General features: G+C 55.9%; 21 protein-coding genes and 1 pseudogene. 5 read left to right on the forward strand and 17 right to left on the reverse strand.

The genetic code is table 11. The features are described from left to right. Positions 1–198: 198 nt before the first annotated feature. From ACMGG5_RS17845 to ACMGG5_RS17870, 6 genes and pseudogenes are all read right to left on the reverse strand, one after another. Positions 199–1,290 (reverse strand): HBL/NHE enterotoxin family protein, encoded by a 1,092-nt coding sequence (locus ACMGG5_RS17845; protein WP_420278281.1) that lies wholly within the window; start codon positions 1,288–1,290, stop codon positions 199–201. A 35-nt stretch (positions 1,291–1,325) separates the two neighbouring features. After that, entirely contained in the window at positions 1,326–2,213 is an 888-nt protein-coding gene (locus ACMGG5_RS17850) for an HBL/NHE enterotoxin family protein (RefSeq protein ID WP_420278282.1), read from the reverse strand. A gap of 111 nt (positions 2,214–2,324) precedes the next feature. Then, a complete protein-coding gene (locus ACMGG5_RS17855; protein ID WP_048991623.1) occupies positions 2,325–3,467 on the reverse strand; it encodes an HBL/NHE enterotoxin family protein in 1,143 nt (380 codons plus the stop codon). Between the two features lie 245 nt (positions 3,468–3,712). Further along, complete coding sequence (locus ACMGG5_RS17860) at positions 3,713–3,982, reverse strand: hypothetical protein (protein WP_024908520.1); 270 nt, start codon at positions 3,980–3,982, stop codon at positions 3,713–3,715. 559 nt (positions 3,983–4,541) lie between these two features. Next, positions 4,542–4,619 (reverse strand): annotated as a pseudogene (locus ACMGG5_RS17865) (recombinase family protein); the annotation flags it as partial. Between the two features lie 17 nt (positions 4,620–4,636). Continuing rightward, a complete protein-coding gene (locus tag ACMGG5_RS17870; protein ID WP_420278283.1) occupies positions 4,637–4,963 on the reverse strand; it encodes a Silver-binding protein in 327 nt (108 codons plus the stop codon). Between the two features lie 289 nt (positions 4,964–5,252). Between ACMGG5_RS17870 and ACMGG5_RS17875 the strand changes: the two genes are divergently transcribed. Continuing rightward, positions 5,253–5,726 (forward strand): hypothetical protein, encoded by a 474-nt coding sequence (locus tag ACMGG5_RS17875; RefSeq protein WP_420278284.1) that lies wholly within the window; start codon positions 5,253–5,255, stop codon positions 5,724–5,726. A gap of 42 nt (positions 5,727–5,768) precedes the next feature. Here ACMGG5_RS17875 and silA read toward each other — a convergent pair whose 3' ends face one another. From silA to ACMGG5_RS17895, 4 genes are read right to left on the reverse strand one after another with little or no spacing between them, the layout of a single operon-like run. Continuing rightward, on the reverse strand, positions 5,769–8,909 hold the full coding sequence (gene silA / locus ACMGG5_RS17880; RefSeq protein WP_420278629.1) for a Cu(+)/Ag(+) efflux RND transporter permease subunit SilA: 3,141 nt from the start codon (positions 8,907–8,909) through the stop codon (positions 5,769–5,771). Between the two features lie 10 nt (positions 8,910–8,919). Continuing rightward, positions 8,920–10,170, reverse strand: coding sequence for an efflux RND transporter periplasmic adaptor subunit (locus tag ACMGG5_RS17885; protein ID WP_420278285.1), 1,251 nt, complete (start codon positions 10,168–10,170; stop codon positions 8,920–8,922). Positions 10,171–10,181: 11 nt separating this feature from the next. Then, positions 10,182–10,523 carry a cation efflux system protein CusF gene (gene cusF / locus ACMGG5_RS17890; protein ID WP_420278286.1) on the reverse strand — a complete coding sequence of 114 codons (342 nt, stop codon included), beginning with the start codon at positions 10,521–10,523 and terminating at the stop codon, positions 10,182–10,184. Positions 10,524–10,551: 28 nt separating this feature from the next. Next, on the reverse strand, positions 10,552–11,937 hold the full coding sequence (locus ACMGG5_RS17895) for an efflux transporter outer membrane subunit (RefSeq protein ID WP_420278287.1): 1,386 nt from the start codon (positions 11,935–11,937) through the stop codon (positions 10,552–10,554). A 162-nt stretch (positions 11,938–12,099) separates the two neighbouring features. Here ACMGG5_RS17895 and ACMGG5_RS17900 point away from each other — a divergent pair, with 162 nt between their 5' ends. Then, entirely contained in the window at positions 12,100–12,783 is a 684-nt protein-coding gene (locus tag ACMGG5_RS17900; RefSeq protein WP_023311824.1) for a copper/silver response regulator transcription factor, read from the forward strand. Beyond that, the gene (locus tag ACMGG5_RS17905; RefSeq protein ID WP_420278288.1) at positions 12,773–14,227 is read left to right on the forward strand and encodes a Cu(+)/Ag(+) sensor histidine kinase; all 1,455 of its coding nucleotides are present in this window, start codon (positions 12,773–12,775) and stop codon (positions 14,225–14,227) included. The genes ACMGG5_RS17900 and ACMGG5_RS17905 overlap by 11 nt, the downstream gene beginning before the upstream one ends. A gap of 3 nt (positions 14,228–14,230) precedes the next feature. Here ACMGG5_RS17905 and ACMGG5_RS17910 read toward each other — a convergent pair whose 3' ends face one another. Next, entirely contained in the window at positions 14,231–15,136 is a 906-nt protein-coding gene (locus ACMGG5_RS17910; RefSeq protein WP_420278289.1) for a LysR family transcriptional regulator, read from the reverse strand. A gap of 117 nt (positions 15,137–15,253) precedes the next feature. Here ACMGG5_RS17910 and ACMGG5_RS17915 point away from each other — a divergent pair, with 117 nt between their 5' ends. Beyond that, positions 15,254–16,669 (forward strand): MFS transporter, encoded by a 1,416-nt coding sequence (locus tag ACMGG5_RS17915; RefSeq protein WP_420278290.1) that lies wholly within the window; start codon positions 15,254–15,256, stop codon positions 16,667–16,669. Between the two features lie 46 nt (positions 16,670–16,715). Here the strand turns inward: ACMGG5_RS17915 and ACMGG5_RS17920 are convergent, their stop codons facing one another. From ACMGG5_RS17920 to ACMGG5_RS17930, 3 genes are read right to left on the reverse strand one after another with little or no spacing between them, the layout of a single operon-like run. Next, a complete protein-coding gene (locus tag ACMGG5_RS17920; protein WP_420278291.1) occupies positions 16,716–17,711 on the reverse strand; it encodes a DUF2891 domain-containing protein in 996 nt (331 codons plus the stop codon). Positions 17,712–17,720: 9 nt separating this feature from the next. Then, positions 17,721–18,707, reverse strand: coding sequence for a DUF979 domain-containing protein (locus ACMGG5_RS17925; protein WP_267214836.1), 987 nt, complete (start codon positions 18,705–18,707; stop codon positions 17,721–17,723). After that, the gene (locus ACMGG5_RS17930; protein WP_008501655.1) at positions 18,704–19,426 is read right to left on the reverse strand and encodes a DUF969 domain-containing protein; all 723 of its coding nucleotides are present in this window, start codon (positions 19,424–19,426) and stop codon (positions 18,704–18,706) included. Before ACMGG5_RS17930 ends, ACMGG5_RS17925 begins: the two co-directional genes overlap by 4 nt. 200 nt (positions 19,427–19,626) lie before the next feature. Here ACMGG5_RS17930 and ACMGG5_RS17935 point away from each other — a divergent pair, with 200 nt between their 5' ends. After that, positions 19,627–20,172: a winged helix DNA-binding protein gene (locus ACMGG5_RS17935; RefSeq protein WP_024908533.1), complete on the forward strand. Its 546-nt coding sequence runs from the start codon at positions 19,627–19,629 to the stop codon at positions 20,170–20,172. Here the strand turns inward: ACMGG5_RS17935 and glgX are convergent, their stop codons facing one another. The 3 genes from glgX to treZ are packed head-to-tail and all read right to left on the reverse strand — an operon-like array spanning position 20,173 to position 26,516. Then, the gene (glgX, locus tag ACMGG5_RS17940; RefSeq protein WP_420278292.1) at positions 20,173–22,248 is read right to left on the reverse strand and encodes a glycogen debranching protein GlgX; all 2,076 of its coding nucleotides are present in this window, start codon (positions 22,246–22,248) and stop codon (positions 20,173–20,175) included. 15 nt (positions 22,249–22,263) lie between these two features. Then, positions 22,264–24,732, reverse strand: coding sequence for a malto-oligosyltrehalose synthase (treY, locus tag ACMGG5_RS17945; protein ID WP_420278293.1), 2,469 nt, complete (start codon positions 24,730–24,732; stop codon positions 22,264–22,266). Further along, entirely contained in the window at positions 24,729–26,516 is a 1,788-nt protein-coding gene (treZ, locus tag ACMGG5_RS17950) for a malto-oligosyltrehalose trehalohydrolase (protein ID WP_420278294.1), read from the reverse strand. The genes treY and treZ overlap by 4 nt, the downstream gene beginning before the upstream one ends. Positions 26,517–26,525 lie beyond the last annotated feature (9 nt).

Raw genomic sequence — 26,525 nt, forward strand, 5'->3', positions numbered from 1 at the left:
AAGCCAGGCCAACGATGTCCGCAAAACGCCAGATTTTCCCTGATTCCATACAAGTGCGCATAATGTATATTATGTTAAATCATGTTGATTGTTAACTTACGCTGTTTTGTACCACCCCACCTTCAACCAACAGTGCTGACGCTATACCTGTTCTAAAAAGCTTTTCTGCCCGGCGGTTGCCGGGCAGTTCTTCGCCTGTCATGCACTCGACTTCAGTTCATTTGCGGGAACAGTATTAAAAGGCAGCGGCCCTAACTGCATCACGCTTCCCGCCTGATCGCCTAGCTGTTGCCACTGGCGTTTCATCGCGCTCAGCCTCAGTGCCAGATACCCTTTTGAACTCTGCTGCAGGTCGGCCAGCGTTTGCTGGTAGCTATCAGCAACGGTCTGCCATCCGTTGACCAGCAGCTTAGCGGCATCAATGGCAGACTGAGAAAGTCTTTCACTGGCCGTCAACTGGTTATAAACCGTGTCAAAAACAGCCACTTCCAATTCAAGCCCGACGAGATTGGTCAACGTTGTGCTGTACTCTTTTTGCGCTTTGACGATATCGGCAGAGCTTATGGTCATCGCCAGCGTTCCGCCCGCGACCAGGGTAATACCTGCAGCCAGAAGCGTTTGCGTTGCCCCACCGGTTTCGATAATTGTTGTGGCCGCAATGACAATCATGCCGATCCCTATAATGTCGCTCACCGCTCCCGCCGAAATCTGCACAATATCTGCATCCATCTGTTTATTCAGATCGTTTAGCTTCTGCCGAAGTGCCGATATTTCCCCTTTATCACCGGTAATTTGCGTCTGCACGGTTTCTTTAGCCGCTTTAAATGTGCTCTGACTGCTGTTGATCCCATTCACATAAACCTGGACGTTATCGACAAACACCCCCGTGGAAGTGACGTTTTTCTGAGCAAGAAAAAGCAGCTGCTGGATGCCCTGCTGGATATAAGGAAGCTGGCTTTTATCCCCCATGTCATATTTTTGTGCCGCCGGAAGAAGTGCATCGACATAAGCCCCCACCTGATTCGAAAAATTACGCACATTCACCAGAGAAGAGATGGCCGCCGGATTAATCGAGGACAACCATTCCTGCGCCTGATCGCGCGCAATAGCCTGCTGTGCAGGAAGATCAGGTAAAATATCTAAATGAATGTTGGGTTGACATAATACAGTGCTCGCATAAGTCTGTTGAGCAATCGATGAAGCACCAATGCCCTGAATACCTGTCATTAAGGTATGGGTTGATGATGATTCAGTATCATTTTTCACAGCTGCAATGGCTTGCATGATCATAATGAAAACCTCAAAGTCGTTAATTGGTTTTTGCCTTACTGCAATTGCTCAACGGTGCGCATCACTTCCTGCCAGTTCGCCTGCACGGTATTAACCGAGACGATAAGAAAATCCGCAGTCACCTGTTGTTGGGTCACCTCCGACAGCTCGGCCGTCACGGTTTGCCAACCATATTGAAGAGATTGTGTCAGGCCACACAAAATAGCGGTTCCTTTGGTCAATGCGTTCAGTGCATCACTGGTGGCGCCGAGCTGTCCTATTTCCTGATAAAGCCTCTCCGTTTCCTGTTGCGCCTGACCAATCGCCCGCTCTGTGCTTTGCACATAGCCTGTTAATTCCATAATGGCGGCGCCAATCCCAAGAGTAAAAATGCCGATGATAATTTCCATCCGCTTTTTACTTTCAAGCTCAGCATTCAGCGCATTCAGCTGAGCTTTAAGAGCTTCTAATCTTGCCCGATCGGCAGCTAATAACTGTTGCGCCCTTTGCTGATCGGCTAGCAAGTTCCTTGAGTCCGTCGTAATGTCATTATTAAAGGAAATAACAACCTCATTGAAATTATTCAGAGAGGCGGATAGCGGCGCGCTGTCGGAGAGTAATTGCTTAATCTGTCCCTGAGCTTTTGTGAGATATCCCTGTCCGTCAGGACCATTTAATTCAGAACGGATGTTAGAAACCGTAGAATCCAGCTCGTCTCCAAACCTGATAACCTCGGAATACAACGAATCCATTTCCACCACAATGTCAGACAGATAATAATTCGCATGATTGTGGACGGAGACAATATTTTCATTCAGGTCGGGGATCTGCGGATCGTTAATGGGCGGAAGCTGTTCTAATTGTTGTGCGACCAGCTTCATCTGTTGACGCACATCTTGTTGAGCCGTTAATGCCTGAGTAAAGCTGACTTTTAATGCTGGCATACTCTGAACCTTAGACAAGGGTCTTTTATTGGCATCATCGTGAAACGATGCGTCCGGTTTGTCTGTTAAAACAATCAGACCCTCACGGGCCTGATTGATGATTGATGAACGCTATGCAGCAGCCAGCCGTGCAAACGTCGCCGTTGGGTTAGGCAACAGGATCCCACCGCTGGTAACCGATGCGTTGCTGACCGGTAAAGAACCATAATCCAGGAGTTTACGGGCATGATTGCCAACATCATCCCAGTCCGCTTTCGCCGCATTGAGTTGCGCGATCAGGAAATAACCTAAATCGGGGGTCGCGCTGGTCAGCGCCGACTGGAAGACAATAAAGTCCTGTTCAAGCGTCTGCCAACCTGCCAGTAAAGAACCCGCGGCCTGAACCGCAGCGGATGCCTGGCCTGAAAGGTTCTGAACAATCGTATTCACGTTTTTGGTGGCAGAATACTGTTGTTGTAGTTTTGTTCTGGTCGTAATGGCCGTGCTGAGCGCGCTGGTTTGCTTGGCATAGTCAACTCCCCCGGCAATGGCAACACCAGCACCGGCTCCAACGACCACCAATCCACCGACAATCAGTGCGGTACTGACACCTGCGGTCGCAATTTCCGCCAGTGCCCCCACGGCAATCATTAATCCCCCTACTACTGCGGCGGTTGAACCCGCTGCAATCATAGTCAAGTCTTTACTCATGGCGGAATTAATAGCGTCGATTTGTTTCCCCAGTGCGGCAATTTGCCCGTCTTTACCGGCTAATGCCGCCTCTGCCGTCGAAAAATCACTGGCGAAATTGCGGGCATCTTCGGCAAGCGTGGTCTGGAACCCCCCCACTGAATTAACCACGGTATGCGTAGCGGTTTGTTTTTGAGCGACCAACGCCTGAAGTTGCTGAACACCCAGTTTAAAAGTATTAATTGATGCTGTGTCCGAAGGGTTTTGCTGTATTTTTACCGCCAGCTTAACCAAAGGGTCATAATAGGAATCAAAATTGTTAGAGAAGCTCACAATATCCGTATTGGTTGAGATCATTTGCGGCTGTATGACATCGCGCCAGGATGTGGCATGGTCTCTGGCTTTTGCCTGATGTTCCGGTAGATCGGGTAATATATCAGGCAGAGAGAGATCGGCCTGTGTTAAAATGGTGCCGACATAGTTTTGAATAATCACAGCTGCCGTGGTTGAGGCATCAGCACTCGCTTTCATGTTATTACTGTTAATCGACGGATTAGTGCCGGCCTGTAGAATATGATTTAGCATTATTAAATACCTTTTCCGTTACTAAGATCGGAGTGAACTCTTAGAACTCAGTTAAATATAAAACATATTGACCGTGGCTAATCAGGTCATTTCATACCAAGGAAATCGCGTTTTGAGCTCACGACTTCTTTCAATAAGTGGATTAAATAAAAATCAACTTAATAAAAATCACTTATTTACGAAAAGACCGTCAAAGCCTGGAATATTTTCCTAAATCACGCATTGACACAGTATTGATTGAAAGTTCAGATTCGGGTGATTCCGACAATATGCGGAGCCCCCTGCAAAGGCTGGAAGATTTCAACAATAGACTCCCACACCACTAAAGCAGGCGGAATTGAAGCAAGGCACTTGAAGCGATAATTTGTCCCGGCCACTAACTGCGTTGAGACGGCCTGCGGCTCATACGTTACACCAACAAATCCCGCCATGGCTTCTTTAAATACCTGCCAATCTTTTTCGGTCAACGTATGATAAGCCGTCCAGCCACCAACAATAGTCTCTTGATTCGACATGATATTGCCTCGATATTAGTCATCCTACTCATTTGGCTTTTCGGAGTTCGCCCCATCTATTTTGAAATGGTTTCTGGAATCCATTTATTTCCATACATATTTGTAAAGAAAAAAACCACCAGCTTCAATCTGGCAGAAGCTGCTTGTGATATATTTTATATTTTAGCCAGTGCAATAACTGGCAATCAGAACGTTCTTAAATATTAGTGGTACAATCATTTCCCGCAACTGACTTTAATAATACGGAATTTCATTTTACTGCACCATGGGTTACATGGTGTAATGTGCCACTTTATAACATAAGCAAAGTAGCAATGATGGCTTTTACATCTTAATCCAGAGCAATGCCTCAAGTGATTAATTATTATCAGAATAAACACCCCCTCCCCCAGAAAAAGGCAAAGAAAAATCGCTTTTGTTTTAAATTAACAATTAAGCAATTGTTAATGGTTAGTTTATTTATTAATCAAAGCTTAATTGTATAAATATTTTAAATTTTGATTTGTAGGCCTTTTTTCGGCTGAAATAAAAAACCCGCAAAGTTACCTGCGGGTTTTCAAATTGCCGTGCCGCCCATTTTCGCGACCACATGCAGACGGTACACTTCAGCAGGATCGATGGAGGGTTTACGGCCTCGAGAGGCTTCGCAGCGGATTAATTCTCTGTCATCTGGCGACGATGTTGTTGCGCCTGCTGCTGATGGCTGACCGAAGACTGGCCGTTATTCGCCGTCTCGTGTGCAATCGCCGCTTTCTCGTATTCATTCATCGCGGAAAACGACGTCGCTGTTTCGTTAGTACCGCATGGACGGGTTTTGATCATCTCCTTATGCATTTCCGCCATGCTCTGGCTCGAATCCGATGTGTTGCTTTGCATCATGTCATGGGGCAGTGCTGCCTGTTTGTTGCTGTTTGTCTCTGCCGCCCAGCTGGATGCAGAAACCGCCAGGAGGGCAATAACAGATAAAAGGGTCTTTTTCATAACGGTATCTCCGAAGTTAAAGCGCCCAACAGTTGGAGGCCTTCTTTATAATGAATTATAAAAACCGGCTACTGTTTATCGCATGACTGGCGAGTGACATTTCTGTCACTCTATGAGCTTATTCCCTATCCTATTCCGGCACTCAAGGAATGAGAGATACAAAACGTTGATTATTCAAATAATTAGAAATTTATCCCGTCGCCTGCAACACTGTAACGAGGTGGCTACCAGCATAAGCAATGCCTCCCCGACACAGCTGCAACAGCTAAAGACTCAGTTGGCTGAAGAAATGGGCAAACCTGTAGGCCTACACACCATGGGGATTCCGGCGGCAATCAGTACTCTCGGGGTGATTGTCAGTTTCGCTATTCCTCAGCTGTGGCTGGGGTATGGCGTACTCGCCGAACTCGACCAGCCAGCGGGACACGTATTCGTCTGGGTTGTCCTGATCGCCCTTCTGTTCGCTGGCCTTAACGGCGTGACGATGTTTATGATTGGCAAAGGCAGCATGCGCGCCGTGAGGTTACACCTTACGCTGGCGGTGATAAGCCTGGTATTAACGGCAGCCTATCTGCTGGTCGCGCTGAGCGGTAGCGCTGCTCCGGGCGTCAGTCTGACCGCGGCGCTAGTGAGTACCGTCATGCTACTGCTTAGCGGCAGCTGTATCCTTTCCACCGCCTTCTATAAGATGCTGCTGTTTACTCTACATAATCGTGCCTGGCGCAAGCTTCTCAGCCAGACGCGTGCTAAAACAGCGCGCTAAGCGTTCATCCCATAAAAAAACCGCCATCACTGGCGGTTTTTTTTATGGCTTTTTATGCCTGCGCAACCAAATTAACTTATACGCCGCAGGAATAATAAACAGCGATAGTAGCGGAGCCGTGATCATCCCGCCAATCATGGGCGCCGCTATCCGGCTCATGACTTCTGACCCGGCACCGGTACCCCACAGAATGGGCAGCAGACCGGCAATAATCACCGCGACGGTCATCGCCTTTGGCCGCACGCGCAGCACCGCGCCATGATAAAGAGCGTCATCTAGCCCCTGTTCGGTGAACGTTTCCCGATGGGATAACGCCGGGTGCGCTTCAATGGCATGACGCAAATACATCAGCATGACCACCCCAAATTCTGCCGCTACCCCGGCCAGAGCGATAAAACCGGTGCCGGTTGCCACAGACATATGGAAGCCCTGCCAGTAGAGGAACCATATCCCGCCGACCAGTGCGAACGGCAAGCTCATCAGGATCAGCAACGCTTCATCCACGCGACGGAACGCCAGATACAGCAGAATGAAGATGATCATCACCGTCATCGGCACCATCAGCTTCAGTTTCTTGTTGGCGTGTTCGAGCAGTTCAAACTGTCCGGAGAATGAGACGCTGGTACCCGGTCTCAGCTTTACGTTCTGACTGATAGCCGTTTTAATGTCGTTCACCACCGACACCATATCCCTGCCGCGGGCATCGATATAAATCCAGCTCGCAGGTCGGGCATTCTCCGTTTTTAGCATCGTGGGGCCGGAAACCACGTTGATATCCGCCACATCGCCCAGCGTGATCTGCTGTTTCATCGGCGTGAGGACAGGCATCTGCTTCAACGCGCTCGGGCTGTTTCGGTAGTCCTGAGGATAGCGAATATTAATCGGGTATCGGGCGACGCCTTCCACCGTTTCACCCACCGTCGTCCCGCCGATGGCCGAAGCGACGAACAGCTGCACATCACCCACCGTCATCCCGTAGCGGGAGGCTTTTTCCCGGTTGATATCAACATCAATGTAGCGCCCGCCCTCCAGACGTTCAGCCAGGGCAGACACCACGCCCGGCACCGTTTTGGCTACCGCCTCAATGCTCTGCGCCGTGGCGTCAATATCCGACAGAACGGTACCTGACACTTTGATACCGATGGGGCTTTTGATCCCGGTCGAAAGCATGTCTATCCGGTTACGAATGGGCGGAACCCAGAGGTTCGCCAGGCCAGGCAAACGAACGGTCTTGTCTAGCTCGTCAACGATCTTGTCAATCGTCATGCCGGGCCGCCACTGATCCTCAGGCTTGAGCTGAATGGTGGTTTCCACCATTTCGAGCGGCGCGGAATCCGTTGCCGTTTCGGCCTTGCCGGTTTTGCCAAACACCGAGGCCACTTCAGGCACGGTTTTGATGAGTTTGTCCGTGGTCTGTAACAGCGCGGCAGCTTCAGCCGGAGAGACGCCCGGCAATGTTGACGGCATATACAGCAGGTCACCTTCATTTATCTTTGGCAGGAACTCGCCGCCTACCTGGCTCAGGGGCCAGATCACCGTGAAGATGGATAAGGCCGCAGCCAGCAGGGTTGTTTTAGGCCAGTGGAGCACACGAATCAGTAGCGGATGATAGGCTTTAATCAGTAGCCTGTTCAACGGGTTACTGGTCTCTGCAGGGATTTTACCCCGGATCCAGAATCCCATCAGGATGGGGATAACAATGATGGCCAGCGCGGCCGCGCCCGCCATGGAGTATGTTTTTGTGAAGGCCAGCGGACCAAACAGCCGTCCTTCCTGCCCCTCAAGGGTAAAGATAGGAATGAAGGACAAGGTGATGATCAGCAGGCTGATAAACAGCGCGGGGCCAACCTCGACAGAGGCGTTGGTGATCACCTTCCAGCGCGTGGCGTTATCAATCTGCTCTCCCGGATGCTGGTGATCCCACTCTTCCAGCCGTTTGTGCGCGTTTTCAATCATCACGATAGCGGCATCCACCATCGCGCCGACGGCAATGGCAATGCCTCCCAGCGACATGATATTGGCGTTCAGTCCCTGGAAATGCATGACGATAAAGGCAATACACAGGCCAAGCGGCAGAGAGATAATCGCCACCAGCGCCGAGCGAACGTGCCACAGGAACAGGGCGCAGACGATGGCCACCACGATAAACTCTTCGAGCAGCTTGGAACTCAGGTTGTCGATTGCCCGATCGATGAGCTGGCTGCGATCGTAGGTAGTCACAATCTCAACCCCTTCCGGCAGGCTGGCCTTCAGCGTCTCCAGCTTATCTTTCACCGCCGTGATGACCTCGCGCGCATTTTTGCCCGAACGCAGGATCACCACGCCGCCCGCCACTTCACCCTGCCCGTTCAGCTCGGCAATACCGCGCCGCATTTCCGGCCCCGTTTGTACGCGGGCAACATCACGAAGGTAAATCGGTACCCCGTTCGCGCCGGTTTTCAGGACGATGTTATTGAAATCGTCCATCGTCTGCAGATAGCCGCTGGCCCGGACCATATACTCCGCTTCCGCCATTTCAACTGACGATCCCCCTGCCTCCTGGTTAGACGACTCAAGGGCCTGCTTAACCTCCGGCAGACTAATGCCGTACTGAGCCAGTTTTAACGGATTGACCTGGATCTGATACTGCTTCACCACGCCGCCGACGGAGGCCACTTCAGCCACGTTCGGGATCGTTTTCAGTTCAAATTTCAGGAACCAGTCCTGCAACGAGCGTAACTCGGCGAGATCGTGTTTTCCGCTGCGATCCACCAGCGCATACTCAAATATCCAGCCCACGCCCGTGGCATCAGGGCCTATTTCTGAGCTCACACCGGCAGGCAGTTTGCCCTGAACCTGGTTCAGATACTCCAGCACGCGCGAACGGGCCCAGTACAAATCGGTACCGTCTTCAAAAATGACATAGACATACGAATCACCAAACTGCGAAAAACCGCGCACGGTCTTTGCGCCGGGAACCGACAGCATGGTGGTGGTGAGTGGATAGGTGACCTGGTTTTCAACAATCTGCGGAGCCTGGCCGGGATAGCTGGTTTTGATAATCACCTGAACGTCAGACAGATCGGGCAAGGCATCGACCGGGGTGTTGATGATGGTCCATGTCCCCCAGACGCTGAGGAAGAGCGCCCCCATCATGACCAGGAAACGGTTGGCGACTGACCGCCGGATAATCCATTCAATCATCATCGTCTCCTTAATGACCAGAATGCGCGCCGTCAGCCGTTTCAGCGTGACGCATGCGCTCCAGCGCGCCGGTAATATTGGCCTCCGAGTCAATCAGGAACAGACCGCTGACCACTATCGACTCTCCCTCTGCCAGTCCGCTACCAATGCCGGACTGCTGCTGAGCTTCATGCAGAACGTGGATCCTTTTCGGCACAAAATTCCCGTCCGCATCAACGGTAATAACGCGCTGTTCTTTGCCGGTATCGATTACGGCCTGGGAGGGGATCAGCAGCATTTCCTGGCTTTGGGTATTTAGCTTCAGGTAGGCATTCATGCCCGGTTTCAGCAGTTCATCCTTGTTGGAGACCTGCAGGCGCACCTGCAGCGTACGGGTGGTTTGATCCACGCTCGGCAGAAGACTCCACTTTTCAACCGGGAAGGATTTATCCGGATAAGCCGGTATGGAAACAGCAAACTGCGAGGTATCTTTCAGCAGATAAGCGATGGATTCAGGTACTGCCGCGCCGATCCAGACCGGATCCATTCCCTGAATTTGCGCCACCACCTTATCTTTGGAAATATTCATCCCGGTACGCAGGTCAAAGGCCGTGATCACCCCGTCGATAGGCGCCTTGATGGTAAACCGGGTCTGGATCGTTCGGGTCGCACGCAGCCTCTGAATATCGTCATCCGGCATTCCGGCCAGGCGAAGACGCTCCAGCACACCTTTTATTTGCGTTGGCGTTCCACCGGTGCCGGATAGCAGCAGAAACTCGCTCTGCGCTTCGACCCAGTCCGGAATGGTAATATCAATCAGCGGCGTGCCTTTCTTCACCTTATCGCCCGTCGTCAGCGGATACACTTTCTCCACGAACCCTTCCGCGCGCGCCTGCACAATGACAAACTGATAGTCGTTATAGCTGACGTTGGCCGGGATCGTCTGGGCATAATTCAGCGTTCCGCGCGTCACCTTTTGCGTTTTTAATCCCAGATTCTGAACCTGTGTCGGGTCGATACGTATTCCGGTGCTGCTTTTATCGTCATTTTCATCCGCATATTTCGGCACCAGATCCATATCCATAAACGGCGATTTACCGGGCTTATCGAATTTCACGTCAGGCTTCATCGGGTCATACCAGAAAAGCACCTTTCTTTCAGAGACGCTGTTTTCTGTTTTTTCAGACGAATGAAAAGCCTGCCATGCCGTTACCGATATCAGCCCTCCCGCAATCAGGCTGCTGACTATCATGGCAGCATATTTTATTTTTAATGAGGCCATGCCGTATCTCGCTATTTAATGCTCTTCAGTAAAGAGATATTGCCCTGCTGAACAAACGAAAAATCAACGTGACTGCCGACCTTTAAGGCGTTGATGCTCTCATCGGCCTGAATAAAGGTGAAACGCATGGTCATCGCGGGCCAGCCAATCGCCGGGATGGCCTCATGAGAAATCGTGACTTTTTTATTTGTGAGATCAATGTCCTTCACGATACCGGTCCCGGTGATGAGCTGCTCTGAGCTCCCTTCGCTGGCAGCACTCATCCCCTCGTGCTGATGAACTTCAGCCTGGAGGGCAGCAGAAAACACAATAGAGATCGCACCGAATACAACAGCCTTAAGTGAATTGCGCATATTTATTTTCCTGTTTAATTAAATACCGTTATTCGACCCAACCGCCGCCGAGCGCGGTGAAAAGATTAATTTCATTAACCTGCCGGGCATAAATAAGGTCGAGAATATTTTGCTGCGTGGAGAAAAGAGAACGTTCCGCATCAAGCACTTCGATATAGCTGACCGCCCCGCTGGAATATAACCCTCTGGCCCGCTGCAGGGTGATGCGTAGCGAATCAAGATACCGCTGTTGCGCAGCAAGCTGCTGGTTAATGCTGTCCCGCAGCGCGAGCGCGTCGGCAACCTGTTTGAAGGCGGACTGAATTTTTTGTTCGTAATTAACAACCGACTGCTGCTGGCGAATTTCAGCCAGCTTCAGGTTGGCCTTATTCCTGCCCGCATTGAAAATGGGAATTTCGATTTTAGGAATAAAATTCCACATCCCGCTCCCTGACGTGAACAGGCTGGATAATTCCGTACTACCTGTGGAAAGCCCGCTGGTTAGTGATATGGACGGGAAAAAGGCGGCACGCGCGGCGCCAATATTCGCATCGGCCGCTTTAAGCTGGTATTCCGCCTCCATAATATCCGGGCGCTGTAACAGTATCGCTGAGGAAAGATGGGGAGGCAGTTTTACCGGCGCGACATCGCCGGCATTCATGCCGCTGTCGCCCGGGAGCGCGCGATACGTGCCGAGGACCAGCTGCAGGGCATTATTGGCCTGCGCCAGCTCTCCCTCTCGTTTGGCAATATCTGCCTGCGTGCTTTCGATCTGTCCCCGGGCCTGTTCCAGCGCCAGGACGTTCGTACTGCCCGTCACCAGCTGCTGCTCAACGAACGCATAAGACTGCTGGTAATTTGTCAGCGTTTCCCGCGCAATACGCAGCTGTTTATACGCCAGCTGCTGATTGAAATAGCTCTGGGAAACGTTAGAGACGAGCAGGATATGCACCGCGCGACGGGCCTCTTCGCTGGCGAAATAGTTTTGTCGGTCAGCCTCGCTCATGTTCCTCAGCTTGCCGAAGAAGTCGAGTTCATAGCTAAGCGCAAGGCCCGCGTCGTACTGCTGCGTGGTGGGTTTGTCACTTTTAAGCCCGCCGCTGTACGTGATACCCGAAGAGGCATTCAGCTGAGGATAACGGTCTGCATCCGTCACGTTGAACTGCGCCCGCGCCTCTTCAACCTTCAGGGCGGCCATTTTTACATCGCGATTGTTATTCAGGGCTTCCGTAATCAGCCCCGCTACCTGCGGGTCGGCAAAAAAGGTGCGCCAGCCGGTGTCCTGATAACCCGCCACCGCGGGCGTCAGGCCGTTGCGCGAGAGTGAAAATTGCTGAGGTACCGGTGACGCCGGGCGCTGGTACTCAGGGGCCAGCGAGACGCAGCCTGCCAGGATAAATACCGTACTGATGCTAAGTCGTTTTAACAGGAACATAACGGTCCAGATGAAGTCCAGAGTATTTTTAGGGCTACTCTACGGAACACATCCTGTTTGACGGGTGACAGGATAATGACAATGTTGTCATTTTTAACGTAAGTCATTGTGAACGGTCGCGGGCGCCATAGAATGTCATCAGCAGCCATTCTGGGGAGCACGATGAAAATACTGATCGTCGAAGACGAAATGAAAACCGGTGAGTACCTGAGTAAGGGGCTGACTGAAGCGGGGTTTGTCGTAGACCACGCGGATAATGGCCTGAACGGCTACCATCTCGCCATGACCGCTGAATACGATCTGCTGATTCTGGATATCATGCTGCCCGATGTGAACGGCTGGGACATTGTCCGTATGCTCCGCTCTGCCGGCAAAGGGATGCCCATTCTGTTACTTACGGCTCTCGGTACGATTGAACATCGGGTTAAAGGGCTGGAGCTGGGCGCGGATGATTATCTGATTAAGCCTTTCGCCTTTGCCGAGCTGCTCGCCAGGGTAAGGACGCTGTTAAGACGCGGAAATACGGTGATCGCGGAAAGCCAGCTTCAGGTGGCTGACCTGACGGTTGACCTCGTGTCGAGAAAGGTCAGCCGGGCCGGAAGTCGCATCCTGTTAACCAGCAAAGAGTTCAGCCTGCTGGAGTTTTTCATGCGCCATCAGGGGGAAGTGCTTCCCCGCTCCCTGATTGCCTCCCAGGTGTGGGACATGAATTTTGACAGCGACACAAACGCGATTGACGTGGCGGTAAAGCGGCTGCGCGCGAAAATCGATAACGATTTTGAACCGAAGCTGATCCAGACGGTGCGCGGCGTGGGCTATATGCTGGAGGTGCCGGATGCACGTTAAGCTTCCCCGGCGCCCCTTTTCTCTTGCCCTGCGGCTGACCTTTCTTATCAGTCTCTCCACTATACTGGCCTTTTTCGCCTTTACCTGGTTTATGCTCCATTCCGTTGAAAAGCATTTCGCCGAGCAGGATGTCAGCGATCTGCAGCAAATCAGCACTGCGATGCACCGCATACTGCAATCACCGGCCGATCCCGATCAAAAGAAAATCAGCAAGATTAAAGAGTCGATCGCCAGCTACCGCAACGTGGCCGTCCTGCTTCTGGATCCGCAGGGCAATACCCTGTTCAGCTCGGCGCAAGGGGCGGCTTTGCGCCCGGCAATGAACACGGCGAACTTTAGCGAACACCGTCGCGCACAGGATGTGTTTCTCTGGACGGTAGAAGACCCGGCCAACCCCATGCACGCCGGGTCCGACATGAAAATGGAAACCTACCGGATTATCGCCTCTTCAGGCACGGCGACGCTGCAGGGAAAAACCCAGGACTACGTCATGCTGATCGGGCTCTCCATTAATTTTCATCTCCACTATCTTGAGGCGCTGAAAAAGAATCTCCTGGCGATTGCGGCGGTTATCAGCCTGCTGATTATCCTTGTCATTCGCATCGCGGTGCGCCAGGGACATTTGCCTCTGCGTAACGTCAGCAACGCCATAAAAAACATCACCTCTGAAAATCTGGATGCACGACTGGAGCCGTCCCGCGTACCCGTTGAGCTGGAGCAGCTGGTCATCTCCTTCAACCAGATGATCGAAAAGATTGAAGATGTCTTTACCCGTCAGGCTAACTTTTCCGCCGACATCGCGCACGAAATCAGAACCCCCATCACCAACCTGGTGACGCAAACGGAAATCGCGCTGAGTCAGAACCGCACTCCGAAGGAGCTGGAGGATGTGTTGTACTCCAGCCTGGAAGAGTACAACCGGATGACCCGCATGGTCAGCGACATGCTTTTCCTGGCGCAGGCGGATAACAATCAGCTCATCCCTGACCGGGTGATGTTTGATTTAAGCGCCGAGGTCATGAAAGTCTTCGATTTCTTCGAAGCCTGGGCGGAAGAACGCCACATCGCGCTGAAGTTTAACGGGATGCCCTGCCTGATAGAAGGCGATCCGCAGATGTTCAGAAGGGCCATCAATAATCTGTTATCTAACGCCCTGCGCTATACGCCAGCGGGCAAAACGGTGACGGTCTCACTGCGAAAACAGGATAATGACGTTGAGCTGGTGACAGAAAACCCCGGCACGCCGATCCCGCAGGCGCATCTGCCGAAGCTGTTTGACCGTTTTTATCGCGTCGATCCGTCCAGGCAGCGTAAAGGCGAAGGCAGCGGCATTGGGCTTGCCATCGTGAAGTCCATCGTCACGGCACATCAGGGTAAAGTCCGCGTGGAATCGGATGCGGTGTCGACGCGCTTCATCCTCACCGTGCCGGGGAAAGTGCTCTGAGCGTCAGCAAACAGCGCGGCACACCTCAAGGACCTTTTCCCTGAGCCACCGGTGCGCCGGGTCCCTCTCCATGCGCGGATGCCACATCTGTGAAACCGTTATGGTCCGGGTCTTAAAGGGCAGTTCAAAGACGTGCACGCGCTCGATCATCGCCTGATTGAGCAGATATAACGCCGGCACCATGGCAATCAGATCGGACGCCAGCGCCACGGATAACGCTGTCGGGAATCCTGGCACCACGCTGGCGACCTTGCGCTTCATCCCGCGATCCGCCAGCGCCTCATCGACAACCCCGTGCAGCGATCCGTCCGGCGAGGCCACCACATGGCCCCAGGCGACATAGTCGCTCAGGCTGACCTCCGGCTGCTCTGACAGCGGATGCCCCTTACGCACCGCGCCAACAAACCGATCCTGAAAGAGCCTTTGCAGCCGTATTTCAGGCCCCATATTGCCCTGCACGCCGATCTCAAGGTCGACCAGCCCCTCACGTAAATAGCGCGACGTTTTTTCCGGTTTCGGTGAGAAGCGGATGCACACCCCGGGCGCGACGCTCGCCACCGCAGCAATCAGCAGAGGCCCAAATGCCACTACAAAACCGTCGTTGGCCCGGATGGTGAACAGCCGCTCAAGATTTTCCACCTTCAGCGTGTCGGTGGAGGGCTGCAGCACCGCCCTCGCCTCGTGCACGGCGCTTCTGGCGCGGTCCCGGGTGGCTTCGGCCCAGGGCGTCAGCACCATATGACGCCCGGCCCGCACGAGGATCGGATCGCCGGTCACCTCCCGCAGCCGGCTCAGGGTGCGGCTCATGGCGGAGGTGCTCAGGTTCAAACGTCGCGCCGCGCCCGCCACGCTGGCTTCTGCCAGCAGAACGTCGAGCGCAACCAGAAGGTTAAAGTCAGGATCGGACACGATGCCTCCTCAGATGTGGCGTTACGTGCAATGATTAAGTGCAAATGCTGCGTCTTCCGCCCTGTATACCGCATGATTATAGTTTCGTCATCACGATTCTTATTCGGAGTAACGACGATGACGCTCTTTTCAAACCAGCCCGGCGATGATGGTTTACCCGGGCACGAACGCGCCAGGGTGATGGCCGCCGTTATGACCACCACGCTGATGGGCGTTTTTGACGGTACCATGATCAACATCGCGCTCCCCTCCATGGCAAGAGCGATGCAGGTCCCTGCGAACGTTGCGGTCTGGTTCGCCAACGGTTATCTGCTGTCAGCGGCGATGACGTTGGCCATCTTCGCGGCGCTGGCAGCCCGCGTGGGCTATCGCCCAATCTTTCTGGCCGGGCTTGCCACCTTTACGCTCACCTCGCTCGGCTGCGCGCTGGCAACAACGCCGGAAATGTTAACCGGGATGCGAATTCTGCAGGGCATCGGCGGCGCGGCGACCCTGAGCATCGCCCCGGCGATCTTGCGGTCCGTTTTTCCGGGCCGACTGCTGGGCCGTATTCTGGGGCTGCACGCCCTGCTTATCGCCTCCAGCACGGCGATTGCCCCGGTACTCGGCGGAACAATACTGGACGCCCTGAGCTGGCAATGGCTGTTCGCCATTAACCTTATTCCAGGCAGCATCGCCCTGCTGCTGGCATGGTGGGCCTTGCCGCGGGAATCGGCCGCTGACCGCACTCCCTTTGACGCGCCGGGCGCCGTGCTCTCCGCCGTCCTGTTAGGTTCAGCGATCATGCTGGCCGACAGCCTTCAGCACGTGACGCAACACATTAACCAGGAGGCCGTCTGCTGGGGCGTTCTCGCGCTGGTCGGCGCCTTCGCCTTTACATGGCGTATCCGGCGCGCACAACATCCGTTACTGCCGCCGGTGATATTCAGAAACGGGCGCTTCACCCTCGCCGCGCTGACCTCGCTGGCGTCGTTTGTGAGCCAGGGGATCACGTTTGTCGCGCTGCCGTTCCTGTTTCAGAGCGTGTATGGCTACAGCCCGGTGGTGTCGGCGCTGCTGTTCACCCCGTGGCCGATTGGCATCGTGCTGATTGCACCGCACGCGGGTCGCTGGGCGGATACGATCTCCGCGCCACTGATCTCGACCCTCGGGCTGGTGATTTTTGTGGGTGGGTTGGTCCTGCTGGCCACGTTGCCGGAGAATCCTTCCGTGTGGAATATCTGCCTGCGCAGTCTGGTATGCGGTATTGGATTTGGCTGCTTCCAGAGCCCCAATAACCGGGAAATGCTCGCTAACGTCGCGCGGGAATATGCCAGCTATGCCTCCGGCGTGTTGTCGATTGTGAGGACATTCGGCCAGTGTCTCGGCGCCGCCGTGGTGGGGGTGCTGCTGGGAGCAGCGGCAGGATGGGACCATCAACATGCTATCCAGGTTGCACTGTGGCTAGCCGTCATCGCCTCGACGGGTTCGGTGGTATTTAGCCTGAGCAGGCTGCGCTCTGCTCGGCCTACAGGCAAGCGTTGCACAATGTAAGCCGGGTAAGCGCAGCGCCACCCGGCAAGAAAGACGACTCGTTTGTTTACTCCAGCGCCAGCAGCGCAAAGCTCGCCAGCCAGTGCCCGCCGCTATAGTGGCTGCCGACGACATGCCCGACGCTGGCAGCCAGATGTTTCGTCACCGCCTCGCGCAACGCCGGTTGCGCCGGGTGGCTGGCAGGAAGCACTTTCGCAATGTGCTTCATACACCACGCGCGGCTGAGGTTTAACCCGTCCAGATGGGCAATTTTCGGGTCGGTACGGTCGCTCACCTCCGCCGGGTTCATCAGTGCCGTAACGGCGCTCACCTCCGGCAGAAACGCGTCAAACCAGGCCGGGAAGTCTTCAGACACCTTGCTCATCAGCAGCGCCTCCGTCAGCGCGCCGGAAATATACTCGTCTCCGCCGGGCTCATAATGAGCCGGATAGCGCGTGTCGGCGAGATAAAACCGCTCCGCTGCCGCCAGAATCGCCTGTTCAAGCGCCTTGTCTCCGACTGCGCGACCGTAATCGAGCGCCAGCGCGAGAGCAAACGCCGTGTTGTAGTGCGTCCCGACGCGGATCGGATAGGTCAGCTTAGCAAGATAATCCAACAGCCTGTTGCGAATATCCTGGGTGAGCGGCTCCAGCGTCCGGTACCAGCCCGCGGCCTGCGGCAGCGACGACTGTTTCAGCTCCTGGGCCAGCGCCAGCAGCCAGCCGTAACCATACGGGCGCTCAAACGAGGCGCGGAACGGCGCGGTGAAATAGGCCAGCTCCTTCGCCACGTTCTCTTCGGTCATATGCTCGTCAAAAAGCGCGACGATCGCGTCCCGGCACGGTAATTCTGGATAGAGGCGCACGCAGCGCAGCAGCAGCCAGTAACCGTGCACCGCCGAGTGCCAGTCAAAACAGCCGTAGAAAATGGGATGCAGTTCACGCGGCGGCAGAACGTCACCATCATCATTAAGCAGGTGCATGATGTGGTTCGGGTATTCCTGGCGCAAATAGGTCAAAGGCATGCGGGCAAACGCGTCGGCCTGATGTTGCGTTAATTCCATGACAGCTCCTTAGCGAAACACGAGGAAATACATTAAGAACACGTTCACCACCAGCAGGGTTAACGCGGTCGGGATCTGGATCTTGATCACCTGATATTTGTCTTTCAGCTCCAGCAGCGCGGCGGGAACGATATTGAAGTTCGCGGCCATCGGCGTCATCAGCGTGCCGCAGTAGCCCGCGTACATGCCAATCGCCAGCAGCGGCGCAGGGTTGCCGTGATGCACGTTGATCAGAAACGGCAAGGCGATACCGGCACTTAACACCGGGAAGGCCGCAAAGGCATTACCCATAATCATGGTAAACAGCGCCATACCCACGCAGTAAATCACCACCAGCATAAAGCGGCTGTCCGGGTTCACAAACAGGCTCACCACCTTCTGTACCGAGTCGCCCGTGTTGGCCACCACGAACACGCCGCCGAGCATGGCCAGCATCTGCGGCAGGATCACCGCCCAGCCGATAGTATCGACAAGACGACGGGACTGACGAACGGCATGCAGCGGCGTGCCTTTGGTCAGCCACCAGCCGGTGAGGATCGCCGCGACGCAGGCTACGCAAAGCGCCGCCAGTGTGAGCTGCTTCTGATCGAGCAGAAACACGCCGCCGACCGTAACGCCCTTCAGGAATAACGTGCCCAGCACCGTCACCACCGGGATCATCAGCGCGGGCAGGAACAGCCAGTTTTTGAGCCGGTTCGATGAGGCAACGCGCTCCTCCTCGGTCGACATTTTATAGTGCCCTTTCCCGACCAGACCAAACCCCGCCAGCAGCGCGATGGCGATAACGCCGCCGCCGATAATCCGGTACGCCAGCGATTTGCCGAGTTCCTGAACCATCAGATCGCCAAACAGGAAGATCCCGCCAAACAAGAACCAGAACAGCGCGGTGGTAAAGCGCTTCGGATTGGCGCGATCGCGCAGGGTCATCACAACCAGCAGCATCACGACAAAGCCAATCAGGTAGTACACGCGGTTAATGGTGATAAGCGTCATCATTGCGCGGCCTCCTGCGTACCCTGCTCTGCACGCCAGGCCATCACGTCGCGACGGATACTTGCATCGAGGCGCAGCAGGCGCGTCATATGAATAATCAACGCCGCAATGGCGGTTGGAATGGCCCACAGGCCGATATGCAGCGGTTCAATGCCCTGAATGCCATTCTCTTTCAGGAACGCGTCGATCAGCAGCACCGCTCCAAAGGCGATAAAGATATCTTCCCCAAAGAAGACCGCGATGTTGTCGCACGCGGCGGCGTGGGCTTTGATTTTGTCGCGAATGTGCTGCGGCAGCTCGCCATATTCATTCAGCGCCGCCCCTTCGGCCATCGGCGCCAGCAGCGGGCGCACCGTCTGCGCGTGACCGCCCAGCGACATCAGGCCCAGCGCGGCGGTACCTTCACGGGCGACAAAATAGAGCATCAGAATACGCGCTGAGGTGGCGCTGGCGATCTTCGCCACCCAGGCCTGGGCGCGCTCTTTAAGCCCGTAATATTCCAGCAGACCAATCACCGGCAGGATCAGGATGAAGGTGGCCAGCGATCGGCTATTGACGAATTTCTCGCCGAAGGTCTCCAGCAGCATGCCGAAATCCATCCCGACCAGCAGACCCGTCGCCAGCCCCGCCACCACGACCACCAGCAGCGGGTTGAAGCGCAGTGCAAAACCAATAACCACGATCGGTATCCCGATCAGCGGCAGCAGCGTAGTACCGTCCATAACGTTTACCCTATCGAAAGTGAGCGTTGCGCGCCGACGGCTATTTTTTTAATTTGCGGCGAGCGATGTTGTGTTTTGTTGGCAGGCTTCGCAAAACCTGCGCTAAAAAGCTATATCTGAACCTCAAAAACATGTAAACAAATTATCAATAAAATGTTCTTATTTTATCGATGAGTTTACATTTCTGGCTAAGGAACGTTATGACCTCAGAAAAGAGTGCTTCACCCGATCGCGACGATATCAACGATGGCCGGATCGTCTCTTCCCGCCACCTGGTATCCGAGCGCTGCGCGGAGTTATCAGAGCTGGAATATGCGCTGATCATGACCAGCAACGCGTTTAACAAATGGATGGTGCGCTGCATGACGGCTGCCGGCGAGCCCGATATGGGCGCCTTTGACGTTTCGCTGCTGCATCACGTGAACCACCGCGACCGCAAGAAAAAGCTGGCCGATATCTGCTTCGTCCTCAACGTGGAAGATACCCACGTGGTGACCTATGCCCTGAAAAAGCTGGTCAAAGCAGGCTACGTGACGAGCGAGAAAGCGGGTAAAGAGCTTTTTTTCTCTACCACGGAGGAAGGGAAAGCGCTGTGCATGAAATACCGGGACGTGCGGGAAGCGTGTCTGATTGCGATCCACGCGGAGAGCGGCATTGCCGGGAAGTCGATTGGCGAGACCGCGCAGCTGTTACGCACGATCTCCTCCCTGTATGACACCGCCGCCCGGGCGGCGGCGTCACTGTAATTAAGGTCGTCGGAACAGCGTTATGCTGCGACCGGCCAGTTCATATTCTACGGTTTCGGTGATCGCTGTCCCGGTGGCAGCATCATCCGCCGTAGACAGCTCCAGCACCCATCCCCCTTCGCCAAACTGCGGGATCTGGAACGGCACGGTGCCTTCAAACGGGTTGAACAGCATCAGCACGTCGTGCCAGATACCGTCCTCCTGCCGAAGATCCGGCCTGCTGATGGAGACCCCAAGCGTCGAACCTTCATCCCACTGCTCGGCCTGCTGTGGACCGCCTCCGGCATTGAACCAGCGGATCTCCAGCCCGTCGCGCCAGCTCTCACGACGCAGCAGCGGCTGCTGCGCGCGCAGGGCAATCAACCGCCGGGTGAACTCGCGCAGCGCGGCGTCATTTTCGGACAGCCCTTTCCAGTCGATCCATGAGATCTCACTGTCCTGACAGTAGCCGTTATTGTTGCCCTTCTGCGTACGGCCAAACTCATCCCCGGCCAGCAGCATCGGCGTGCCGTGGGAGAACAGCAGCGTGGTCAGAAAATTACGTTTCTGCCGTTCGCGGGTAGCAATAATATCCGGGTTCTCGGTTGGCCCTTCCTCGCCGTAGTTGTACGAGCGGTTATCGTTATGCCCGTCGTTATTGTCCTCACCGTTGTCGGCGTTGTGCTTTTCGTTGTACGACACCAGGTCATTCAGCGTAAAGCCGTCATGGGCGGTGATGAAGTTGACGCTGGCCCACGGACGACGGCCGCGCAGATCGTACAGATCGCCGGAACCGAGCAGACGCGCGGCAAAGTCCGTGGAGACGTTATCCCCTTTCCAGTACTCGCGAACGGTGTCGCGGTATTTGTCGTTCCACTCCCCCCAGCCCGGCGGGAATCCGCCCACCTGATAGCCGCCGGGACCGATATCCCAGGGTTCACCAATCAGCTTGAGTCGGGATAAGACCGGATCCTGAGTCATGGCGTCAAAAAAACCGCCGCGCGGGTCAAACCCTTCGGGCTCGCGGCCCAGGATCGTCCCGAGGTCGAAACGAAAACCGTCAATGTGCATCGATTCCGCCCAGTAGCGCAGGGAATCCATCACCATCTGCAGCACGCGCGGATGCGAGGTGTTGACCGTATTTCCCGTCCCGGTGTCGTTGATGTAATACCGGTGCTGGTCCGGGAGCGTGCGGTAATAGCTGTAGTTATCAATCCCCTTAAACGAGAGCGTCGGGCCAAGCTCGTTCCCTTCCGCCGTGTGGTTGTACACCACGTCCAGAATCACCTCGATGCCTGCGTCATGATAGGCGCGCACCATATCGCGAAAGCCCTGGATCCCCGCCGGGCCGTAGTAGCGTGACGCAGGGGCAAAAAAGCCCAGCGTGTTATAGCCCCAGAAGTTCTTCAGGCCACGATCGAGCAGATGCTGATCGTCCGGGAACCAGTGAACCGGCAGCAGCTCCACCGAGGTGATGCCCAGGCTTTTGATATAATCGACCGAGGCTTTATGCCCCATCCCTTCAAACGTGCCGCGCAGCTCGGGCGGGATCGCCGGATTCATCTGGGTAAAGCCCTTCACGTGGCTCTCATAGACAACGGTATGCGGCCAGGGCACGTTGGGCCGGTTGCTGTCATGCCAGTCAAAGGCATCCGGGTCAATGACCCTGCATTTCGGCGTGAACGGCGCGCTGTCCCGCGTGTCAAAGCTCAAATCCAGCTCGTCATGCCCCAGCTCATAGCCGAAATGGGCGTCGTTCCAGTCGATATCCCCCACCAGTTCACGGGCGTATGGGTCGATAAGCAGCTTATGCGGGTTGAAGCGATGACCGTTTTCCGGGTCGTAGGGGCCGTAGACGCGATAGCCATACAGCGCCCCAGGCTTCAGGTCGGGAACATAGCCGTGCCAGACCTCATGGGTATACTCCGGGAGCGTCAGCCGGGCGATTTCGGTTTTCCCGGACGGATCGAACAGACAGAGTTCCACCCGCTCAGCGTGAGCGGAGAACAGCGCGAAGTTGACCCCCTTCCCATCATAATTCGCACCCAATTGCTGGCCATGACCGGCCCGAATTTCAAACGTTGTATCCTTTGCCATTTTCGTTCTCCACGATTATTCGCAGGTAAGCAGAACCAGTACAGATCCCTTTTCTGACGTTAAATCCAGCGTTTCTTGCAGCATGCGGCTTTCGCCGCTGAACAGATCCCGATAGCGCTTCCCGGCCAGTTCGTCGGGTAACGCGACCGTGGTATTGACCCACAGCTGATGATTATCGGTGACGTCAAAAACCAGACGCGGCACGGCAACAATCAGCGCCTCGCCGTCCTTAACGCGCGCATAGACAATCAGGTTATCCTCACGATCGCCGGTGACCTTAAGCGGCAGCCAGTCGCCGTAGCGGAAAAGCTCGTCGTAGTGCGGTCGAAGCCGCAGCAGCGTGGCGGTAACGAACTGTTTGACCCTGCCGTCCCGCCAGCATGCCGGGTTGTCAAACACCCCGGCATCCGCCGCGCTGAGGTGCTGTACCAGGGCCGGAAAGTCCGGCTCCCGCCGGTTATCCGGGTCGACAAGGCTAAAATTAAGCGCCTCGCTGCCCTGATAGATATCCGGGACGCCGGGCGCCGTCAGCTTGATCACCGTCTGGCTGAGGCTGTTCATCAGCCCGGCGCGGATAAAAGGCTGCATCGCCTCGCTGAAATCGTGCAGGAACAGGGTGTTGTCCGGTGAAAGCAGGTGCCGTGCATAGCTCAACACCACGCTCTCATAGCTCTCGTTGCTGTCGATCCAGTCGGTGCGCTGCTTCGCCTCGCGCAGCGCTTTCTCAAGGAAGCCAAGGAAACGTTCTTCCAGTGATTTCAGCCCGTCGGCGTCGTCCGGTGACAGCGTGGCGGGCCAGACGCCCGCCAGCGCCTGGTAGATCATCCAGGTATCGGCGGCGTTCGGCGCGGTACCGTCATTGAGAAAACGCACATGGGTCTGGTTCATCTGTCGCCAGCGTGCCAGGTTTTCACCCCACCGTTCCGGCGCCTCCGTCAGGGTGTAGAGACGCGCCCGGGCATCTTCCCCGCGCTTGGTATCGTGCGTGGAGGTGCCCAGCAGCGCGTCGGGCTGACGGGCGAGACGAATGCGCATCTCCTGGTGGAAGCGGGATAATGAAAACGCGCGCGGGGTCGGGTCGGCACCCACTTCATTGAGCGCCAGCTCCAGGTTGTGGCGGAAGAACAGCGTGTCCTCCACCGACTTCGCCATCAGCGGCCCGGTGAGCTGCTGGAAGCGGGTCCTGAAAAGCGCGGCGGACTCGCGGCACCCGTCCGGCAGGTCGCCGGTAAGAATGCGCACAATCAGGCTGAGCGCCGCTTCCGACGTCTCCACGCTGGCAACCACGCGGTTGAGCAGCGCCACGTCCGTCTGGGTTAATCCCTCCCGGGTGCCGTAGGTGCGGTAGACCGGAAACGCAATAAGCAGCTCACGCAGCGCGTGGCGGATTTCCTCGCGCGGCAGCGCAACCTCATTGCGGCGGGCCAGATCGTCAGCAAGGTTCAGCAGCGTGGTGAATTCACCCTCAAAATTACGATCGGCCATCAGGCCTTTGGCATCGCGCAGTTCCGCGTGGCGATCGACCGTGATGCCCAGCGTCTCGTCGTGGATGGTCTCCAGGCGCGACAGACTATCGTCGTCGACCAGCACTTCCGCCAGCGAGGCGATAAACTCGTAGCCGGTGGTACCGGATACCGGCCAGTCAGAGGGGAGCTGTTCCCCTTTGGCGAGAATCTTTTCGACCGTAATGTAGCAGTCGGGCCCGGTGGCCTGCCGCAGGTGCTGCAGATAGCCCAGCGGATCCGCCAGGCCGTCGACATGGTCAATGCGCAGGCCGTCCACCACGCCCGCGTGGACCAGCTCAAGGATCAGCCGGTGCGTGTCGTCGAAGACCGCATCATCTTCAACCCGAACGCCGACCAGCCCGGTGATCTCAAAGAAGCGCCGCCACGAGAGCTGCTTCGGCGCTTCCCGCCAGGACATCAGCCGCCAGCTTTGCGCGTCGTGCAGCTCGGCAATGCTCTTCTCCTCGCTGTACGTGCCGGGGTTGAGCGGATACTCGGCGTCGTAGTAGACCAGCGCGGCCTTTTTCGTGACAGTGTCACGTTTTAGCGTGATAGCTCCCTTCTCCAGCTCCGCCTCAAAGGTGTCGCCAAGAAACGGCAGCGTTAGCGGTCGCGACCCGTCGATATCGAAGTAGCGGAAATAGCGGCTCTGCTGGCCATATTCAATTACGTCGCGCCACCAGAGGTTTTCCAGCGAGGTGGACATATGGTTCGGGACAATGTCCAGAATCAACCCCATGCCGGCCTGCTTAAGCGCGGCGGCCATGCGGTCAAATCCTTCCCGCCCGCCGATGGCGGGGTCGATTTCATTCGGGTTGGTTACGTCATAGCCGTGGGTGGACCCCGTCGTGGCAGTGAACACGGGCGACGCGTAAAGGTGGCTGATGCCGAGGTCCTTCAGATACGGCACCAGCGCCACAACGCGGTCGAACGTCATGCCGTTACGGAACTGAATTCGGTACGTGGCGGAAGGGATCATAACGATGCTTCTCCATCAGCAAAGCGAACGACAATACCGTTCGGGGGTAAAACGTCGGTGACTTCCGGCGAGGCAAAACGCGTCTCCCCCGCCAGAGCGGGCAGCGCGGCGGGCTTAATGCCGATATTCAGCGCCAGAGAGAGCGTTCCCGACGGGAAGCGCCAGCTCACCGCCACCATGCCGGGCGCGGTCTTGAGCACATGGCCCTCAACGGCGCCGCCCGAATGCAGAAGCGGAACGATATAGCGATGGCGCAGCGTCAGCAGATGGCGCGTATAGCGCAGCCACGTCTTGCCCTCGTCGGTGGCGACTTTATGCCAGTCGAGCTTTGAGCGGATAAACGTGTTCACGTCGTTCGGGTCCGGGACGGTTTCATCGTGTCCGGCATGACCGGTAAACTCTTTCGCGCGCCCTTCACGGACCGCGTTAGCCAGTTCGCCGTGAAAGTCGGTGAAGAACAGGAACGGATGCGTCTCACCATACTCCTCGCCCATAAACAGCAGCGGAATATGCGGGGAGAGCAGCAGCGCGGCAAGCAGCACCCGCGTCTTGTCGGCACCCGCGAGGGAGATAAGCCGCTCGCCCTGAGCACGATTGCCGGTCTGATCGTGGTTTTGGATAAAATCGACGAAGAACTGCGGCGGCTGCGTGCGGCACTCCACCCCGCGGGATTTGCCGGTTTGCAGAGACACTTCGCCCTGGTAGACAAAGCCTTCCGCCAGCGCCCGGGCGAACTTTTTCTCCGGCTCAAAGGCAAAGTCCTGGTAGTAGGCGTGCGTCTCGCCGGTGGCAAATACGTGGGCGGCGTTGTGGAAGTCATCGTTCCACTCGCCGGTAAACAGCGGCGCGTTGCCCTGTTCATCGCGCGGATGCAGGAAAATCACGTTGCGGCTGTCTTCCGTGGTCAGGTGAACGTGACGGTGCGGAATGGCCTCGCGGATCCTGGTGGCAATCTCCTCGAGAATATGCGTGTCGGAGCCGTCTTTTATCTGGTCTATGGCATCAAACCGCAGGCCGTCAAGGCGGTATTCCGTCAGCCAGTAGAGCGGCGCGTCGGTCATGTACTGCCTCACCGGCTCGCGCTCGTAGGCGATGCCGTTGCCCCAGGGCGTCATCCGCTGTGCATCGAAAAACGCGGGCGACAGCAAAGGCAGATAGTTCCCCTCCGGCCCGAAGTGGTTAAGCACGATATCCAGCACCACCGAAAGCCCCAGCCCGTGCGCGGCGTCGATAAACGCGTGGAAATCCTCCGGCGTACCGTAGGCTGAGTGTGGGGCATATAACAGCACACCGTCGTACCCCCAGCCGCGGGAACCGCCAAACTGAGAGACGGGCATCACTTCAAGCTGGGTAATCCCGAGTTCTGCCAGATACGGCAGCTTGTCGATGGCCGCCCGGAAGGTGCCCTCCGGGGTAAAGGTGCCCATATGCAGTTCGTAAATGACCGTCTCTTCCCACGGACGCCCTGCCCAGTCGCGGTTGACCGGCTGGTAGCGTCGGGGATCGATCACCACCGAGGGGCCGTTAACGTCGCCCTTTTGCGCCCGCGAGGCGGGATCGGGCACCGCCATGCCGTCCTGAAGAACAAACTGATATTCTGCACCGTGCGTGACGCCGGGCACATCTGCCTGGAACCAGCCGTCGCCCGTTGCCGTCATCGGCACGTCGGCGGCGGCCAGACGTAGCGTAAGTTCTTTCTGTCCTTCTGCCCAGACGCGAAAACGTACAACGTCATCGGAAATAAACTCAGCACCCCACTGCTTTTGAAATGTCCTGAATTCCATTCATTGTCC

Source organism: Enterobacter sp. BNK-34, assembly GCF_048684445.1.
GTDB lineage: Bacteria > Pseudomonadota > Gammaproteobacteria > Enterobacterales > Enterobacteriaceae > Enterobacter > Enterobacter pseudoroggenkampii.

Excerpts from the sequence above, each read along its gene's own strand:
- ACMGG5_RS17845 (WP_420278281.1), bottom strand. The coding sequence starts at position 1,290 with ATGATCATGCAAGCCATTGCAGCTGTGAAAAATGATACTGAATCATCA.
- ACMGG5_RS17850 (WP_420278282.1), bottom strand. The coding sequence starts at position 2,213 with ATGCCAGCATTAAAAGTCAGCTTTACTCAGGCATTAACGGCTCAACAA.
- ACMGG5_RS17855 (WP_048991623.1), bottom strand. The coding sequence starts at position 3,467 with ATGCTAAATCATATTCTACAGGCCGGCACTAATCCGTCGATTAACAGT.
- ACMGG5_RS17860 (WP_024908520.1), bottom strand. The coding sequence starts at position 3,982 with ATGTCGAATCAAGAGACTATTGTTGGTGGCTGGACGGCTTATCATACG.
- ACMGG5_RS17870 (WP_420278283.1), bottom strand. The coding sequence starts at position 4,963 with ATGAAAAAGACCCTTTTATCTGTTATTGCCCTCCTGGCGGTTTCTGCA.
- ACMGG5_RS17875 (WP_420278284.1), top strand. The coding sequence starts at position 5,253 with ATGGGCAAACCTGTAGGCCTACACACCATGGGGATTCCGGCGGCAATC.
- silA (WP_420278629.1), bottom strand. The coding sequence starts at position 8,909 with ATGATTGAATGGATTATCCGGCGGTCAGTCGCCAACCGTTTCCTGGTC.
- ACMGG5_RS17885 (WP_420278285.1), bottom strand. The coding sequence starts at position 10,170 with ATGGCCTCATTAAAAATAAAATATGCTGCCATGATAGTCAGCAGCCTG.
- cusF (WP_420278286.1), bottom strand. The coding sequence starts at position 10,523 with ATGCGCAATTCACTTAAGGCTGTTGTATTCGGTGCGATCTCTATTGTG.
- ACMGG5_RS17895 (WP_420278287.1), bottom strand. The coding sequence starts at position 11,937 with ATGTTCCTGTTAAAACGACTTAGCATCAGTACGGTATTTATCCTGGCA.
- ACMGG5_RS17900 (WP_023311824.1), top strand. The coding sequence starts at position 12,100 with ATGAAAATACTGATCGTCGAAGACGAAATGAAAACCGGTGAGTACCTG.
- ACMGG5_RS17905 (WP_420278288.1), top strand. The coding sequence starts at position 12,773 with ATGCACGTTAAGCTTCCCCGGCGCCCCTTTTCTCTTGCCCTGCGGCTG.
- ACMGG5_RS17915 (WP_420278290.1), top strand. The coding sequence starts at position 15,254 with ATGACGCTCTTTTCAAACCAGCCCGGCGATGATGGTTTACCCGGGCAC.
- ACMGG5_RS17920 (WP_420278291.1), bottom strand. The coding sequence starts at position 17,711 with ATGGAATTAACGCAACATCAGGCCGACGCGTTTGCCCGCATGCCTTTG.
- ACMGG5_RS17925 (WP_267214836.1), bottom strand. The coding sequence starts at position 18,707 with ATGATGACGCTTATCACCATTAACCGCGTGTACTACCTGATTGGCTTT.
- ACMGG5_RS17930 (WP_008501655.1), bottom strand. The coding sequence starts at position 19,426 with ATGGACGGTACTACGCTGCTGCCGCTGATCGGGATACCGATCGTGGTT.
- ACMGG5_RS17935 (WP_024908533.1), top strand. The coding sequence starts at position 19,627 with ATGACCTCAGAAAAGAGTGCTTCACCCGATCGCGACGATATCAACGAT.
- glgX (WP_420278292.1), bottom strand. The coding sequence starts at position 22,248 with ATGGCAAAGGATACAACGTTTGAAATTCGGGCCGGTCATGGCCAGCAA.
- treY (WP_420278293.1), bottom strand. The coding sequence starts at position 24,732 with ATGATCCCTTCCGCCACGTACCGAATTCAGTTCCGTAACGGCATGACG.
- treZ (WP_420278294.1), bottom strand. The coding sequence starts at position 26,516 with ATGGAATTCAGGACATTTCAAAAGCAGTGGGGTGCTGAGTTTATTTCC.